Genomic DNA, 15,575 nt, shown 5'->3' on the forward strand with positions numbered 1-15,575 from the left:
AAGGATTCCGCCGTGAGCGCTCCGTCACCCCAAGGCACCGTCAACGAGATCGAGGAAGGCCTCGCGCTGCGGCCGAAGTTCGACGCCGCCGGCCTCGTCACCTGTGTCACCACCGATGCCGCGACCGGCGAGGTGCTGATGGTTGCCCATATGAACGACGAGGCGCTGCGGCGCACGGTCGAGAGCGGCGAGGCGTGGTACTACAGCCGCTCGCGCGGCAAGCTGTGGCGCAAGGGCGAGAGCTCCGGCCATGTCCAGCGCGTGGTCGAGATGCGCGTCGACTGCGATCAGGACGCGGTCTGGATCCGGGTCGAGCAGGCCGGCGGCGCCGCCTGCCACACCGGCCGGCACTCCTGCTTCTACCGCGCCGTGGGCAAGGGAGCGGATGGCGCGCCGGCGCTGAGCTTCGTCTCGGCCGAGCGGTTGTTCGATCCCGCCGCCGTCTACAAGCCGCGGGGCTGACGGTCTCCGGTCCGGCGCCGTGGCCCGGACGTTCGGTACCCGGATGCGGCCGTTAACTCTTCATTAACCATGTTTTGCGCAAGCTTCGGGATGGCCGGGGAGGCCAGGGGCGCCGGGGGAGCGGGCACCTGACATGACGATCGACACCACCAGCCTTGCGGCGGGCTTCGAGTCCGTGCGGGCGCGGATCACGAGCGCGATCCGGCAGGCCGCCGACGCGACGGGTGCGAGCTTCGAATACCTGCTCTCGGCCGCCAAAATGGAATCCAACCTCGACCCCGGCGCGTCGTCGTCGACGTCGTCGGCGAAGGGGCTCTATCAATTCATCGAGCAGACCTGGCTCGGCACGGTCAAGGAAGCCGGCCCCTCGCTCGGCTACGGCAAGTATGCCGACGCCATCACCAAGTCGGCGTCCGGCACCTATTCGGTCAGCGACCCGGCGACGCGCGACGAGATCCTCAAGCTGCGCGACGATCCCGCGGTGAACGCGGCGATGGCCGGCGTGCTCACCCAGTCCAACAGCTTCAAGCTCACCGGCGCGCTCGGCCGCCGGCCGAGCGACGGCGAACTCTACATCGCCCATTTCATGGGGGCGGGCGGTGCCGCCAAGCTGATCAATGCGGCGCAGGATTCGCCGCGCGCCGACGCGACGCAGATGTTTCCCAATGCCGCCGCGGCGAATCGGCCGATCTTCTACGATCGCAACGGCAGTGCGCGCAGCGTGTCCGAGGTCTATTCCGTGCTGACTACGCGCTACGCCAATGCGGTCAACGCGCCGTCGACCCAGGCGGCGCTCGCAGCGCTCGGCGGCTCACCGTCCGGGGGCGCCGCGGCGCCGCAGGCGGACAACGCGGTCTTCCTTTCCGGTTTTCCGCAGACGCAGCAGGCTGCAACGAATGTTGCGGCCGCGCCCGCCGGTGTGGCGTCGTCGCAGGAGCCGCCGATGCCGCGGCCGACCTTCCGCTCGCTCTATCAGGCCGGCGACCGGCCCGAGCCGGTGTCCACGGTGGTGCAGGCATTGTGGGGCAACAACACCGCGAGCGCGGATCCCGTCCAGGGGGCAGCCGCCGCCAATGCGCCGCAGCCGCTCGACCTGTTCAGCGACCGCTCCGGCCGCTTCAGCAGCTGACGAACGCTCGGCGGCTTTCCGTCGGTTAACAAAACATCAATCAATGCAGGCGGTTATGGTGAACGCTTTGTTAAGCGTCGTGGTTTATTTTGCTTAAACGGCACCACGACGGTGCAGGTCAAGTTGCGTAAGGCCGGCAGAGCATATGATCGTTCGGCAGTTCATCAGTTGGGTCAGGACAGCTCCCCCAGGGGAGCGCGCGGAAGCCACACGGGCATTGGCCCGGGCCTGGCTGGTTTCCGATCTTTCGGACGATGATCGCGCGGCCGCCGAGGGCGCGTTGCTGATGCTGCTGGACGACGGCTCGCCGCTCGTCCGCCAGGCGATGGCGGAGGTGTTTGCCCGCAGCGTCGAGGCCCCGCCGGCCATCGTGCAGGCGCTGTCGCTCGATCAGGCCTCGGTGGCGCTGCCGATCCTCGAACATTCACAGCTGCTGATCGATGCCGATCTCGTCGACCTCGTCGCCACCGGCTGCGCCGAGGTGCAGGGGGCGATCGCGCGCCGTGCCGGCCTGCCGGCATCGCTGTGCGCCGCCATCGCCGAAGTCGGGCAGGCGGCCGCGACCCTCGAATTGATCGAGAATCCCACGACGGCGCTGCCGGCATTCTCGCTGCACCGGATCGCCGAGCGCCACGGCCATCTCGCCGCGGTTCGCGAGGCGCTGCTGGCGCGCGCTGATCTGCCGTCCTCGACCCGGCTCGCGCTGGTGGCAAAACTCTCCGACACCCTGGTGCAGTTCGTCACCGCCCGCAACTGGCTCTCCGCCGATCGCGCCGCCCGCGTCGCGGCGGAGGCGAATGAGCGCTCCACCGTCACCATCGCGGCGCGCTCGCGCGGCGACGACATGCGCGATCTCGTCGGCCATCTGCGCGCCACGGGCCAGCTCAATGCCGGCCTGATCCTGCGCGCGCTGCTGTCGGGCAACCTCGCGCTGTTCGATGCGGCGCTGGTCGAGCTGTCGGGACTGCCGCAGAGCCGCGTCACCGCGCTGATCGACGATCGCGGCGGTGCGGGGCTGACCGCGCTGCTGACGCGGGCCGGCTTCCCGAAGTCGACCTTCGGCGCATTCCGCGCCGCGGTGGAGGCGCTGCACGAGGTCGGCTTCGTCGGCAGCATCGAGGGCATGACGCGGCTGCGCCGCCGCATGGTCGAGCGCGTGCTGACGCAGTGTGCGACGGACAGCTCCGAGGCGACCGAGCCGCTGCTGATCCTGCTGCGCCGCTTCTCCACCGAATCGGCGCGCGAGGAGGCGCGCCTGTTCTGTGACGAGCTGGTGGCGAGCCGCGAAGCTGTGCCGCTGCACGACGATCTGATCGCCGCCTGAGGCTTTTGACCTTCAGTCGAAGCACGCCACCGGATTTCTCTGGTGGCGGGCTTCGCTGTCCGGGGCGATGTCGAGTGTCAGGAGGTCGCGTGCCGCGATCCCGCCCGCGGCAGGCTCAAGCCGACGGCACGATGCTCGGGGCGAGGATCGCTTCCAGGTGTTCGGGGCGGTTGCGGTTGGCCTCGATCAGGAACTTGTCGGCGAGGCCGCGCAGTTGCCGGCTCAACTCGTCCGCCATGCCCATCCGGTCGATCCGGCTGTGTTCGCGCACGATCGCCTGGATGGCGCTGACATGGTGGCTGACGAGGTCGAGCGGGGCCTTGTCCAGATCGGGGGCGTGCTCCATCAGGCGGCACAGGCTCTCTGCGGCGGCGGCCGCGATCGGGTAGCCGAAGGTCGCCGCGTCGCCCTTGATGTCGTGCGCGGCACGGAAGAATTCCTCGCGCACCGCCGGCGTGAAGCCCTGCTTCAGCACGGCGACATGGGCCGCGGCGAGGCGGTCGCATTCGACCAGCATCCAGTCGCCGAACTCGCCCGACAGTCCTGCCAGGGCCCGTTCGGCGCGCGCCACCGGATCATCGGGATCGGTGTCGGGGGCGCGGCGCAGCGCGCCGCGCAGCGGGTTCGGCTGGGTGATCACCTGGTAATCGGGAAAGGTCTCGACCTTGAGAGAGGCGGGCTTGTCGGCGGACATGGTGATCCCTCGCGGTGGCGTCAGGTCGTGATGCGCGCTTTGGCGATCAGCGCCGATTGCGGCATGATCTCCGCCTTGCCGCCGTTGCGGCGCTCGGGGCCGATATAGGCACTGTTGGTGTTGCGCCGGCGGTCCGGGCCGAAATAGTTCTTGGTGCGGATGAACGGCCGCGGGTGGGCCACGACGCTGAGGATGCGCTGATAGAGCGCCTTCGCCGAGATCGGCTTGGCCAGGAATTCGGTGACGCCGGCATCGCGCGCCACCATGACGCGGCGCTTCTCCGAATGGCCTGTCAGCATGATGATCGGCACATAGGGATTGCCGATGGCGTCCGGCTGGCGAATGATCTGCGTCAGCTCGAGGCCGTCGAAAATCGGCATCGCCCAGTCGCAGATCAGGATGTCGGGCGCCGAATGGCTGTACATCTCGAGCGCGGTCGCACCGTCCTCGGCCTCGTAGACTTCGCGCGCGCCGAACGAGTGCAGCAGCGTGCGCAGGATGCGCCGCATGTGCGGATTGTCGTCGCAGATCAGAAATCGCAGCTTGTTGAAATCGATGCGAATCATGGCGCGGCTCGGGGCGGGAACCGCCACCCTGGAACGGAATACACGTGCCGTTAACTATAAGTGCCGCAGCGTTAATGAAACGTTGCGGGGAGAGCGTCGAGGTCTCCGGCGCGGCGGCCTGATCAATAGCTGAACTGCTCGCGCAGGATGCGTTCCTCGAGGCTGTGCCCGGGATCGAACAGCATGCGCATGGCGATCGAGCGGTCGGTGAGGATCTCCACCCGCCGCACGTCGCGGGCCTCGTCATGGTCGGCGACCGCGGCGACGGGACGCTTCTCGCTCTCCAGCACCTCGATCACCACGAAGGCGCTGTTGGGCAGCAGCGCGCCGCGCCAGCGCCGGGGGCGGAAGGCGCTGATCGGCGTCAGCGCCAGCAGCGCGGCGTTGATCGGCAGGATCGGGCCCTGGGCCGAGAGATTGTAGGCGGTCGAGCCCGCCGGCGTCGCCACCAGCACGCCGTCGGCGACCAGCTCCGGCATGCGCTCGTTCTCGTCGATGAGGATGCGCAGCCGTGCCGCCTGGTGGGTCTGGCGGAACAGTGCGACCTCGTTGATGGCGTGGTGGATATGGACCTGGCCGCGGACGTCGATGGCGCGCATCAGCAGCGGGTTGATCACCGTCACCTTGGCGGCGTCGAGGCGGGCGCCGAGACCCTCGATGCTGAACTCGTTCATCAGGAAGCCGACGGTGCCGCGGTGCATGCCATAGATCGGCTTGCCGGTGCGCATGTAGCGATGCAGGGTCTGCAGCATCAGGCCGTCGCCGCCGAGCGCGACAATGATGTCGGCGGTATCGGCCGGATGGTTGCCGTAAGCCTTCACGAGCTGGTCGAGCGCCTGCTGCGCCTCGTCGCTGGGGCTCGCAACGAAGGCGATCCGGTCGTATTGTTTCGAGACGGTCATCCTGGGTGAACTCGACCGCGGCAATGGTTTCAAAGGGTTAGTGCAATGGCGCGCGCGGTTCTGGTCTATACGACGTTCCCCAGCCTTGTCGAGGCGGAAGCCGTCGGCAAGGTGATCGTGGAGCGCCGCCTGGCCGCCTGCGTCAACATCCTGCCGGGAATGATCTCACATTATCGCTGGGAAGGGCAGGTGGAGCGGGCCGAGGAGGTAGTGGCGATCTTCAAGACCCGCGACGCGCTCGCCAGCGAGGTCAGCGACGCCGTCCGCGAGCACCACTCCTACACCACGCCCGCCATCATGGTTCTGCCGGTGGAAAGCGTCGAACGCGGCTATCTCGACTGGCTGATGGACGCGACACTGCCGGCGCCCGGTTAGGGACGCCGGCGGCGTCAAGCCGGTTGCGGGGCGGTCGTCAGTAGACGATATGCGCCGTCGTCGTGGTGCCGTCGATCGCATCCGCGAGCGAGCGATATTCGGGGCAGGTCGCGCCGCACAGCTGTTCGATCTTCGCGAGGTTGACGCGGGCCTGGTCGCGGTGGCCCTGCTCGACCTGCCACAGCCCGTAATACTGCCAGGTCTTCACATGGGTCGGATCGGCCTTGAGCGCGCGCTCGTACCAGATCTGCGACGTCTTGTAGTCGCCGAGCTTGCGGTAGGAATAGCCGATCAGGTTGGCGACATCGGCGCGGTCGTCCTCCTGCAGCGCTTTGAGCTGCGCGATCGCCGAGGTGTAGTCGTTGTGCTCGTAGATCGTGGCGTAGGCGGCGCGGTAGCCCTGCAGGAAAGCCGGGGAGTCGATATTCGACTGCTTGTCGCTCTTCTTGGATTTTTTCGGCGGGTTGGACTTGCTGTCCGACGACGGCGGTGGCGAGGACGGGGTCTCATTCCCTGCGGCGAAGGCGGCGCTGAGAAGCGGGGACACCAGCAATGCAACCAGGAAAGCCGTCAGTGTCACTAGACGTGTCAGAAGGGTCATGGCGCCTGTCTCCTGCGAGGGCGGCGGGGAAGCGGGCCCGCCGTTGTGATGTGAACACCCCGAACACCCCGACATTCCGGCCGCGCAGGGCGATTTTTCCCGATGGGGAGCGGGCCGGGTCAGGCGCGGGTTCGCGGGTGGGAACAGCGAACATGACCAACATTTCATCCATATGAACGGCGGCTGTCCAACCCCCTCAGGATGAGTTCAGCGCCCCCCGCCTAAGGTCACTCCCGACGATCACCGAACCGGCCACCCCGACCGGCTCCGCCCGGTGATCACATCGAGAGGAGACCACCATGTTGAAGTCGATTTCCGCCGCCCTGATTGCCGCATCGATCATTGCGGCGCCCGCCATGGCCGCCGGCACCACCAAGACCGACACCGCGCCGGTGATCAAGTCCGAGCAGGCCGCGCCGAAGACCGCCGCCGTCAAGCCGGGCGACGTCAAGGCCACCGACGTCAAGACCACGGACGTCAAGGCCAATGACAAGGTCTTGAACGCCAAGACCTTGAACGCCAAGACCTTGAACGCCAAGACCTTGAACGCCAAGGCCAGCATGCACAAGCGTCATCGCCATCACGTGAGCCACCACAGGGTTCACAAGCACGTCGTGGCGCACAAGTCCCACAAGATCGCCCATGCGGCGAAGGCGAAGCCGGCGATCAAGCGCGTCTCGGCGATCACGTCGGCGACCACCAAGGTCAAGGGCTGAAACGCCGCGGGTCAGGAGTGCGTCGGACGCACGTTGCCCGCCCCGCCGTCCGCGTCCGATGCATTCCGGGCAAGGAAAACCCCGGAGCTCCTGCTCCGGGGTTTTCCGATTCAACTGGGCGATGAAAGGCTCTATTGTGCCGATCACGAACGGTACTTTCGGTGATGCGAACGGCATGGTGGGGATGATCTGGCGACGCGCGGCCGCGGCCGGCCTGGTTCTGGTGGTGGCGGGATGCGCGGGCCTTGGCGGCGGCGAGGACAGCTACAACATCGCGGGCAGCTCGCTGGCCGTGCAGCCCTATCCCACCGACTATCGCGGCGACCTGCTTGCCTTCATGCGCACCTACATCAACGACCTGCGCGGTGTGCGGGATGCGATGGTGGCCGATCCGGTCGAGCGCGACGTCAGTGGCAAACGGCGCTATGTCGCATGCGTGCGCTACACGGCGACCGGCGGCGGCGATGCTGGTGGTGGCGAGCGTGCGGCGATCTATCGCGACGGCAGGTTCGAACGCCTGGTCGAGAAGGCGCGCGAGCTGTGCGCGGGGGCGTCCTATGCACCGTTTCCGGAGATGGAAAAGCTGACGCGCTGAGCGCCCGGAAGTTCGGCAAACGATTGCGGCGCGCCTCGTTCGTGCGAACGCGGCTTGTAAAAAAAGCTGCAATCAATGGGAACAAATCGCGGCAAAGTGAGTTTGCCGAAGTCCGCCGCCGCGATATGCGCCTGATGTTTCGAGATATTTCCTGGATAATGACCTGATGCTGAAATCGCTGGGGCGCCTGCTGGCCTGTTTGTTGTTGTGCGCCGGCATCGGGTTGCTCGCGGAGTGGGTCACGCAGCCGCAGATCGATGCCTGGTATGTCGGCCTCGCAAAGCCGTCCTGGACGCCGCCGCGCTCGATGTTTCCAATCACCTGGGCCGTGCTCTATGGGCTGATGGCGCTGTCGCTGTGGCGGCTGTGGGATCGCACGATTCCGTCACCGGCGCGGCGCGAGGCGCTGCTGTTCTTCTGCGTGCAGCTGGTGCTCAACACCGCGTGGGCGCCGGTGTTCTTCGGCTGGCACAACCTGCCGATCGCGCTTGCCATCATCATTGCGCTGGTGGTGACGATCATCGGCACCATCTTCACCAGCGCCCGTGTCGACCGCCTGGCGGCGTGGCTGCTGCTGCCCTACCTCGCATGGGTGGCTTATGCGACCACCCTCAATGCCGGCATCGTCGCCATGAATTGATTCGCGGGCGCGCAACGCCTCAGGGCAGGCGCGAGATCGCCGCGAACGCGCGCGTCCACAGCCCGGCGCTGTCCGGATCGAGCGGAATGCCCTCGGACGCCAGGCGGATGATCACCGTCTCCGAGGGAGGATCGATGTGGATCCACTGGCCGTGGATGCCGATCGCGTTCAGCGTGCGGCGCTCCTGGTCGAGCTGGTACCACTGGCTGCGATAGCGCCCGCCTGGAAACATCGGGGCGAAATCCCCGCGGTTCCAGACCGCGGCATCGCCGCCGTCATGGATGTCGTCGACCCACCAGCCCGGCACCACCTGGCGCCCATTGGCGACGCCGCGCAGCCGCATCATCTCGGCGAAGCGGGCGAGGTCGCGCGGCGCGACGCAGATGCCGCCGGCGGCGCGCATCGCGCCATGGGCGTCGACGGTGATGCAGGCCTCGCGCTCGGCGCCGAGCGGCTTCCACAGATGGTCGCTGATCAATTCGGAAAGCGGCTGGCCGCTCGCCCGCTCATAGATCCAGCCGAGCACGTCGGTGTTGGTGGAGACATAGTGGAAGGCCTCGCCATGTGGCTTGCCGTCGGCCTTTTGCTGGGCAAGGAAGCTGCGCAGGTCGATCGCCGGCTGGCCGGGCGGAACAGGATCCCAGCCCATGGCACGGCGGTAGCGGATGACGTCGCCGTCAGGATCGAGATAGTCCTCGACGAACGAGATGCCGACGGTCATGTCGAGCACATGCCGCACGGTGGCGGTCGCATAGGCCGACGATGTCCTGAATTCGGGCAGGATGTCGACCACAGGCCGGTCGGGGTCGAGGATGCCGCGGTCGACCAGGATGCCGCCGAGCGCGCCGCAGATCGACTTGCTGATCGAGAACACGATGTGCAGCCGTTCCGCGTCCATGCCGTTGGCGTACCATTCGGTCATCAGGCGGCCGTGCCGCAGCACCAGCAACGCGTCGGTGCTGGTCTCCCGCAGCGCGCGATCGACCGTGGTGCGTTCGCCGCGCGGGGTCTCGAAGACCGTCGAACCGATGTCGCGGAGGTCGGCGGGCAGTGGCACGCTATTGCCGGATGCCGCGATCGGCGCGGTCGGCAGCAATTGACGGACGTTGCGGAAGCTCCACTGCGTGAACGGAAATTTGCGCCAGTTGGCGAGTGTCACCAGCCGCTCCGGCGGTGGCGGGAATTCGTCCATCAGGCGTGCGCCCGTCATTCGCATCTCCTCGTCTCGGTATCCTGTTCCGGGACATCATCCGCGATTCATCAAATGCGACGCAAGCGTGTCGATCTGTTTCCGAAGCTTGCGCGGGACTGTCTTTGCAGTGTTCGTCGCACTGCAGCGCGCGCCTTGCGTGTCCGTCGCGCTGATGTGATCGCGCAAGATGTGCGCTCGATCACAGTTGCGAGTGGTTCAAATCTGGAACGTGTCGACGGTCACAAGGATTTAATCTGCCGGACTCACATTGGTCACGTTGTTGGGTCACTTGTCCGGCTCCACCGATCCGGAGGGCATCTATGGCTTCTAGTTCCCACCATCAGTTTGATTCGGAGTTCGTCGCGACGTTGCGTGCCGTGCTCGACGAAGCGGTGAAGCGTATTTCCGAAGAGAACCGAACGCCCGCCACCAAGGCCAAGATGGCGGAGCGCATTGTCAGACGCGCGGCCGCCGGCGTGACCGACGCCGGTGAACTGATTTCGGAGGCGGTGGAAGAAGGCCGCGTGCCCGCTGCCTAGTCGCGTCGCCGGGGGCGGCAACGATCGCTCCATCACCGACGCATGCATCACCGACGCATGAGAGGAGGCTCCGGAATTTTCCGGAGTCTTTGTTTTTAAGAAAAGGCTTTTTGGTTTTTCGAGAAAAGGCTTTTGGTTTTTGAGGGAAGGCTTTTTGAGCGGCAGCACCATCGCGATGGCGCGACTGTCCGGCGCGCTGCAGCCCTCGAACCGCGAGCCCTGGCCATTTGTCTTGACGCGTTTTCTGAACGCGGACCGGGCCCGCCTCCGGATCAAGTCCGGGGCAGGCCTCGCTCGACAACGCACTATTTGAACTGCGCGCGACAGGCCGGGCTGAGCTTCGCCTTGTTCTTGTCCATGCAGGCGGTGATGCGCGGCACGTCGGGGATGGCATCCTTGCACAGGCGGAATGCATCGGCCCGGCAGGCGCGGCGCTGCTCCGGCGTTCCCGCGGCCTGCGCGGCACCGGCGATCAGCATGGTGGTGGTGACGAGCGCGAAAGCGCGGGCAAGGCGTGATGTCGGCGTCGTCTTGACCATGCTGGTTCCTTTCGAGGCTGCGGATGGATGTCCCCTGCCATTGTGCCGAGGCGGGTGAAGGAAGTCTTCCGGAAACTGCCCGCCTGGCGGCGGCATTCACCATCGCGCCTCCGGCGCTGTCTGACGGGGCGAGGGGTGGTGGTGCAGGGATGGAGTTAAGTGATTGATTTTGCTGGTGCCGGCTGAGGGGATTGAACCCCCGACCTTCGGTTTACAAAACCGCTGCTCTACCGCTGAGCTAAGCCGGCGCCGCGGCCCGCACAGCTAGCAGCGTCTCCGCCGGGGAACAAGAGTGGATATGGCGGAAACGGCGGTCCGCGCGGGCGGGCGGCTACCGCCATGGCGCCGGGCGCGTGCGGGAGAGCAGCGGTTTTGTAAACCGAAGGTCCGGCGAGCGAGATGCTGCAAGAACGTCGCCGCAGCGGTGCAACGAATCCGCATTGTCGGCGACGACGCGCTCAAGGCGTTCGTGTGAGGAGTGTCCGCTCGACGCGGGAGCGCGTTGCCGCCATAGTGCCTGCCGTTTTGAGCACGTTCAGATCGTTATGTTGATTTTGCAGATGGGGCGCGGCAACGGCGGCCGTCGGATGCGGCGCGCGCCTCGCATGGGGTGGATGTAATGTCGGTTCGGAAGTGGGGTTGGGGCGTACTGCTCGTCATTGTCGTTGGTCTCGCCGTCGGTGCTGTGGCTTTCTTCCTGATCGCGCCGGGGCGCATCGAGCGATCGCAGAACAAGGTGTCGCCGCAGGTGCTGAACATCACGCCCGCGGCGCTGGCGTTGCACCAGACGCTCGACGTCGCCGACCTGCACGCCGACAGCCTGCTGTGGAAGCGCGACCTGCTGGTGCGCTCGGATCGCGGCCATGTCGACCTGCCGCGGCTGGTCGAGGGGCACTATGCGCTGCAGGTGTTTTCCTCGGTGACCAAGTCGCCGAAGGGGCAGAACTATGACGCCAATGGCGGCGACACCGACACCATCACGGGCCTCGTGGTCACCGACCTGCAGCCGCCCCGCACCTGGGGCTCGCTGCGCGAGCGCTCGCTGTGGCACGCCGAGAAGCTGCGCGGTTTCGCCGAGGCGTCGGACGGACGGCTGCGCCTCATCACCCTGCCGGGGGATATCGATCGCCTGCTGGCGGATCGGCGCGGCGGCGCGACGGTGGTCGGCGCGATGCTGTCGATCGAGGGGCTGCAGGATCTCGAGGGGCAGATCGCGAACCTCGACATTCTCTACGCCGCCGGCTTCCGGATGGCGGGGCTTGCGCACTTCTTCGACAACGATGTCGCCGGCTCGATGCACGGCCTCGCCAAGGGCGGGCTGACACCGCTCGGCCGGCAGGTGGTGCGGCGGATGGAGGCGCTCGGCATGATCGTCGACGTCGCCCACGCCAGCCACGCGGCGATCGCCGACGTGCTGGCGATGGCGAGCCGTCCCGTGGTGTCGAGCCATGGCGGCGTCCAGGCGACCTGCAAGGTCAACCGCAATCTCACCGACGACGAGGTGCGCGGTATCGCCAGGACCGGCGGCGTGATCGGGATCGGTTACTGGAGCGGTGCGGTGTGCTCGACGAAGCCGCAGGACGTGGCGCGGGCGATCGCCCATGTCCGCGACCTCGTCGGCATCGACCATGTCGGGCTCGGCTCCGACTTCGACGGCTCGACGACGACGGCTTTCGATGCCAGTCAGGTGGTGGCCGTCACCCAGGCGCTGCTGGACGCCGGCTTCTCCGAAGCCGACATCCGCAAGGTGATGGGCGGCAATGTCCTGCGCGTGCTGCGCGCCGGGCTGACACGCACGCAGACCGCCGGCTGAAGCCGCGTGGCCTCAGGTGCCGGCGTCGGTGGCGACGCTGAGCATCAGGCCGATGTTCTGCACCGCAGCGCCCGAGGCGCCCTTGCCGAGATTGTCGAGCCGCGCCACCAGTACGACCTGGCCGTAGCTCGCATTGCCGAACACCCGCAGCTCCAGCAGGTTGGTGTCGTTGAGCGCGAGCGCGTCGATCCGCCCGCCCTTGGTCGAGGCATCGTCGGCGTCGATCACCTTCACCCAGCGGCCGCCGGCGTAATACGCCTTCAGCGCGGCCTCGAGATCGCCGGCCTTCGGCTTGCCGGGCAGGGTGTCGAGATGCAGCGGCACTGACACCAGCATGCCCTTGCGGAAGTTGCCGACCGACGGCACGAAGATCGGCCGCCGCGTCAGGCGGCTGTACTGCTGCAGCTCCGGCAGATGCTTGTGGTTGAAGCCGAGGCCATAGAGCTCGAACAGCGGCGCCTGGCCCGCTTCATACGCCTCGATCATGGTGCGGCCGCCGCCGGAATAACCGGACACCGCGTTGACGGTCACGGGATAGTCGGCGGGGATCAGGCCGGCGTCGACCAGCGGCCGCAGCAGGGCGATGCCGCCGGTGGGATAGCAGCCGGGATTGGAGACGCGCTTGGCGGTCGCGATCGCCTCGGCCTGCCCGGGCGCGAGCTCGGGAAAGCCGAAGGTCCAGCCGTCGGCGACACGGTGCGCCGAGGAGGCGTCGAGAATCCGCGGCGCCTTCGCGCCGAGGCTATCGGCCAGCGCCACCGCTTCCTTGGCGGCGTCGTCGGGCAGGCACAGCACCACGAGGTCGGCCTTTTCCATCAGCGCCTTGCGGGCATCCGGATCCTTGCGCTTGTCGGGCGCGATGCTGAGCACCTCGATGCCGGAGACGCGGGCCAGCCGCTCGCGGATCTCGATGCCGGTGGTGCCGGCTTCGCCGTCGATGAAGATCGCGGGGGTCTTGGTGGTGTCGCTGATGGTCATGGGCGTGTTCCCGAAAGCAGCTGGGGCGGAAAGACTGACAGACTGACGCGAAGACAAAATGAAAAAGCCGCGCAGGGCGTTGCGCGGCTTCGAGCGAACTTGGATGCGATCAGGCAGCCAACGTCACTCCCGCGCGGTGCGGGTCGGACGGCGTCGGCGGATGGTCCTGACAAATGCCATGGCGCCTATCTAGGCGCGGATGCCGTGGGGGTCAATCGTCTTGCGGACATGGCGCCCCGGCCGTGACGCCGCCGGGGGCCGGGGCGCATCCGGCTTCGGCGGGCTGCCGGCATCCTTCCGCAAGCGTTACCGCCGTCGCCCGGATATCCGGCCACCGTCCTGCGGCCCGTTAGCCTTACCAACAGATGAGGACGGGCTCTTAACCCGTCGGGGCGCGCTTTGGCTTAAGCTTGGGACGGATATCTAAGGACCAGCCCATGCGGACCGTGCTCGCTGCCGCCCTGTTGATTGGAACCGCGCTGCCGGCGCTCGCGGACGGCTTTGTGGTCGTGGTTCCCGGCCGGCCCGGCGTGCCGGTGCTGATCAACGGGCGTGACGCCTCCTACGCGGTGATCGAGGGCGAATGGGGGCTCGGGCGCGCCCGGGAGATGCAGCCGATCGTGTATGGCGGCTGGCGCGGGCCGTATGTGGAGCGCGCCGTCGGCGGCTATTACCCGAGCGCCGGCCGGCTGCCGGGGTATGGCCGTCTCGAGGTCGAGCCGCCGGCGAATCGGCCGCTGCCGCCCCAGGCCGAGAGTTATCAGAAGTCGTGGTCGGCGCAGTCGGCGCCGCCGCAGTTGCAGATTCCGGCCAATCCGCCACCGATCATCGTCGCGCCGCAGATCGGCGGGGGCGGACCTTATCCGCCGGGGCCGCCGATGCCGCCCCGGCCGGCGCCTTCGCGGTAGCCTTCGGACCAGCACGACGACGTACAATCAACGATACAAAAGCAAAACCGACAGGAGAGAGCGTAACATGCGTAAGACGATCATGGGACTGGCCGCGGCGTTCGCGGTGACCGCGGCTGGTGCAGCGCCGGCGATGGCCTGCGCCGGCGACTACTATGCCAGCCCGTGCACCGGCGGGCTGTTCACCTCCGGCTTCGGCTACCAGGCCGGCTACGGCGGCTATCAGACCGAGCGGCTGCCCGATCCGAGCTATTCCTACGGGCCGCGCTACTATTATGTGAACCAGGGCCCGGTCTACAGCGGTCCCGGCAACTACGGTCCGGTGCCGACCTATCAGGAGCGCGCCGTCACCGGCTGGCGCAGCTACGACCGCCCGTATTACTACGGCTACAATGGCGGCCCCTATGGTGACGCCACCTCGCATGACTATGACGGCATGCCGGCGGTGCGCGGCCCGGTGGTCTATCGCTACAACCGCCACTATTACCGCCACGGCTATCGCCACAACGTGCGCTACGGCTACCGCGCGCCGCGCCACTACGCCCGCGGCCCGCGCGTGATCCACGTGCCGAACTACTGAGGGGCTGCGCGCTGCGGTGCGCATCTGATCCATCACATACAAACGCCCGCCGTCGCGAGACGGCGGGCGCTTTTGCTTTGAAGGGCCGTCTCAGCTCATCAGGCCGAGCCGCGTCGCGCCGATATAGAGCGCGAGCACGGCGGCGTTCGACACGTTGAGGCTTTTGATCTCGCCGGGCATGTCGAGGCGGGCGACCACGCGGCAGGTCTCGCGGGTGAGCTGGCGCAGGCCCTTGCCCTCGGCGCCGAGCACGAGGGCCAGCGGCGCTTCCAGCTTGACCGCGGCGAGGTTGTCCTGGCCCTCGCTGTCGAGGCCCACGGTCATGAAGCCACGCTCGTTGAGCGCGGTCAGGGCCCGCGCGAGGTTCTGCACGGTGACGAACGGCACCAGTTCGAGCGCGCCGGACGCCGATTTCGCCAGCACGCCGGTCGCCTCCGGGCTGTGGCGCGCGGTGGTGACGATGGCCTTGACGTCGAACGCCGCCGCCGAGCGCAGGATGGCGCCGACATTGTGCGGGTCGGTGATCTGGTCGAGCACCAGCACGATGCCGTCCTGCTCCAGCGTCTCGATCGACGGCGAAGGCAGGGGATCGACTTCGGCCAGCAGGCCCTGATGCACGGCGTCGGGCCCGAGCCGCTGGTCGATCTGGCTGGGACGCACCATCTCCGGCGGCACGCGGGTGTCGATATTGTCCTCGGCGAGGCGCCGGGCGGCGTTCTCGGTCAGGAACAGCTTGCGGATCTTGCGGCGGGGGTTGGCCAGCGCAGCGGTCACGGTGTGCCAGCCATAGAGGATGGCCGGGCCGTCCGGGCGTTCCCGTTCCCGCCAGGCGGGCTTGTGGCCGCCGTCGCGTCCCCTGCTTCGATCTTTGGGGCGGAAGCGGGCCTTGTGGTCACGATCGCTCATGGCCGGCTTGTCTCACGTGGGGCGGATTCTGGCAATTTCGGAAAAGGGGCCGGGGTCCGTGGACGGCGTTGCGGCGGGGATGGCGGCGCCGTGGACCGGCCGTCGCCGGTCGGAGG

Annotated in this window: 19 protein-coding genes and 1 tRNA gene; 11 read left to right on the forward strand and 9 right to left on the reverse strand. The window is 67.4% G+C overall.

Features of this window, described 5'->3' with window-relative positions:
• Positions 1–12 precede the first annotated feature (12 nt).
• The 3 genes from hisI to AB4Z37_RS21385 all read left to right on the forward strand — a co-directional run bounded on the left by hisI (position 13) and on the right by AB4Z37_RS21385 (position 2,915).
• Positions 13–462, forward strand: a complete 450-nt coding sequence (gene hisI, locus AB4Z37_RS21375) for a phosphoribosyl-AMP cyclohydrolase (RefSeq protein ID WP_441518752.1) — start codon at positions 13–15, stop codon at positions 460–462.
• 133 nt (positions 463–595) lie between these two features.
• Positions 596–1,591, forward strand: coding sequence for a lytic transglycosylase domain-containing protein (locus AB4Z37_RS21380; protein ID WP_441518753.1), 996 nt, complete (start codon positions 596–598; stop codon positions 1,589–1,591).
• Between the two features lie 145 nt (positions 1,592–1,736).
• The gene (locus AB4Z37_RS21385; RefSeq protein ID WP_441518754.1) at positions 1,737–2,915 is read left to right on the forward strand and encodes a DUF2336 domain-containing protein; all 1,179 of its coding nucleotides are present in this window, start codon (positions 1,737–1,739) and stop codon (positions 2,913–2,915) included.
• A gap of 115 nt (positions 2,916–3,030) precedes the next feature.
• On the opposite strand, the gene AB4Z37_RS21390 is transcribed toward AB4Z37_RS21385, so the two are convergent.
• From AB4Z37_RS21390 to AB4Z37_RS21400, 3 genes are all read right to left on the reverse strand, one after another.
• Positions 3,031–3,609, reverse strand: a complete 579-nt coding sequence (locus AB4Z37_RS21390; RefSeq protein ID WP_441518755.1) for an Hpt domain-containing protein — start codon at positions 3,607–3,609, stop codon at positions 3,031–3,033.
• 20 nt (positions 3,610–3,629) lie between these two features.
• Complete coding sequence (locus AB4Z37_RS21395) at positions 3,630–4,175, reverse strand: response regulator (protein ID WP_441518756.1); 546 nt, start codon at positions 4,173–4,175, stop codon at positions 3,630–3,632.
• Between the two features lie 122 nt (positions 4,176–4,297).
• On the reverse strand, positions 4,298–5,077 hold the full coding sequence (locus AB4Z37_RS21400; RefSeq protein WP_441518757.1) for an NAD kinase: 780 nt from the start codon (positions 5,075–5,077) through the stop codon (positions 4,298–4,300).
• A gap of 45 nt (positions 5,078–5,122) precedes the next feature.
• On the opposite strand from AB4Z37_RS21400, the gene cutA reads away from it, so the two are divergent.
• Complete coding sequence (cutA, locus tag AB4Z37_RS21405) at positions 5,123–5,452, forward strand: divalent-cation tolerance protein CutA (protein ID WP_441518758.1); 330 nt, start codon at positions 5,123–5,125, stop codon at positions 5,450–5,452.
• Positions 5,453–5,489: 37 nt separating this feature from the next.
• Here cutA and AB4Z37_RS21410 read toward each other — a convergent pair whose 3' ends face one another.
• Positions 5,490–6,053, reverse strand: coding sequence for a tetratricopeptide repeat protein (locus tag AB4Z37_RS21410; protein WP_441518759.1), 564 nt, complete (start codon positions 6,051–6,053; stop codon positions 5,490–5,492).
• A 299-nt stretch (positions 6,054–6,352) separates the two neighbouring features.
• On the opposite strand from AB4Z37_RS21410, the gene AB4Z37_RS21415 reads away from it, so the two are divergent.
• From AB4Z37_RS21415 to AB4Z37_RS21425, 3 genes are all read left to right on the forward strand, one after another.
• Positions 6,353–6,769 (forward strand): His-rich protein BRANT, encoded by a 417-nt coding sequence (locus AB4Z37_RS21415; RefSeq protein WP_441518760.1) that lies wholly within the window; start codon positions 6,353–6,355, stop codon positions 6,767–6,769.
• Positions 6,770–6,953: 184 nt separating this feature from the next.
• Positions 6,954–7,364 carry a hypothetical protein gene (locus tag AB4Z37_RS21420; RefSeq protein ID WP_441518761.1) on the forward strand — a complete coding sequence of 137 codons (411 nt, stop codon included), beginning with the start codon at positions 6,954–6,956 and terminating at the stop codon, positions 7,362–7,364.
• Positions 7,365–7,530: 166 nt separating this feature from the next.
• Positions 7,531–8,004 carry a TspO/MBR family protein gene (locus AB4Z37_RS21425; RefSeq protein WP_441518762.1) on the forward strand — a complete coding sequence of 158 codons (474 nt, stop codon included), beginning with the start codon at positions 7,531–7,533 and terminating at the stop codon, positions 8,002–8,004.
• Between the two features lie 19 nt (positions 8,005–8,023).
• Here AB4Z37_RS21425 and AB4Z37_RS21430 read toward each other — a convergent pair whose 3' ends face one another.
• Positions 8,024–9,214 (reverse strand): serine hydrolase domain-containing protein, encoded by a 1,191-nt coding sequence (locus AB4Z37_RS21430; protein ID WP_441518763.1) that lies wholly within the window; start codon positions 9,212–9,214, stop codon positions 8,024–8,026.
• Positions 9,215–9,516: 302 nt separating this feature from the next.
• Here AB4Z37_RS21430 and AB4Z37_RS21435 point away from each other — a divergent pair, with 302 nt between their 5' ends.
• Positions 9,517–9,735, forward strand: a complete 219-nt coding sequence (locus tag AB4Z37_RS21435; RefSeq protein WP_441518764.1) for a hypothetical protein — start codon at positions 9,517–9,519, stop codon at positions 9,733–9,735.
• 305 nt (positions 9,736–10,040) lie between these two features.
• On the opposite strand, the gene AB4Z37_RS21440 is transcribed toward AB4Z37_RS21435, so the two are convergent.
• Together AB4Z37_RS21440 and AB4Z37_RS21445 are read right to left on the reverse strand one after the other, a co-directional pair.
• Complete coding sequence (locus tag AB4Z37_RS21440; RefSeq protein ID WP_441518765.1) at positions 10,041–10,274, reverse strand: hypothetical protein; 234 nt, start codon at positions 10,272–10,274, stop codon at positions 10,041–10,043.
• A gap of 173 nt (positions 10,275–10,447) precedes the next feature.
• Positions 10,448–10,522: transfer RNA gene (locus AB4Z37_RS21445), tRNA-Thr, on the reverse strand.
• Positions 10,523–10,893: 371 nt separating this feature from the next.
• Here AB4Z37_RS21445 and AB4Z37_RS21450 point away from each other — a divergent pair.
• A complete protein-coding gene (locus tag AB4Z37_RS21450; protein WP_441518766.1) occupies positions 10,894–12,087 on the forward strand; it encodes a dipeptidase in 1,194 nt (397 codons plus the stop codon).
• A gap of 12 nt (positions 12,088–12,099) precedes the next feature.
• On the opposite strand, the gene argC is transcribed toward AB4Z37_RS21450, so the two are convergent.
• Positions 12,100–13,065, reverse strand: coding sequence for an N-acetyl-gamma-glutamyl-phosphate reductase (gene argC / locus AB4Z37_RS21455; protein WP_441518767.1), 966 nt, complete (start codon positions 13,063–13,065; stop codon positions 12,100–12,102).
• A gap of 437 nt (positions 13,066–13,502) precedes the next feature.
• Here argC and AB4Z37_RS21460 point away from each other — a divergent pair, with 437 nt between their 5' ends.
• Complete coding sequence (locus AB4Z37_RS21460; RefSeq protein WP_441518768.1) at positions 13,503–13,973, forward strand: hypothetical protein; 471 nt, start codon at positions 13,503–13,505, stop codon at positions 13,971–13,973.
• Positions 13,974–14,040: 67 nt separating this feature from the next.
• Positions 14,041–14,553 carry a hypothetical protein gene (locus tag AB4Z37_RS21465; protein ID WP_441518769.1) on the forward strand — a complete coding sequence of 171 codons (513 nt, stop codon included), beginning with the start codon at positions 14,041–14,043 and terminating at the stop codon, positions 14,551–14,553.
• A gap of 90 nt (positions 14,554–14,643) precedes the next feature.
• Here the strand turns inward: AB4Z37_RS21465 and rlmB are convergent, their stop codons facing one another.
• Complete coding sequence (gene rlmB / locus AB4Z37_RS21470) at positions 14,644–15,459, reverse strand: 23S rRNA (guanosine(2251)-2'-O)-methyltransferase RlmB (protein ID WP_441518770.1); 816 nt, start codon at positions 15,457–15,459, stop codon at positions 14,644–14,646.
• Positions 15,460–15,575: the final 116 nt, after the last annotated feature.

Source organism: Bradyrhizobium sp. 2TAF24 (genome assembly GCF_052115025.1).
Classification (GTDB): domain Bacteria; phylum Pseudomonadota; class Alphaproteobacteria; order Rhizobiales; family Xanthobacteraceae; genus Bradyrhizobium_A.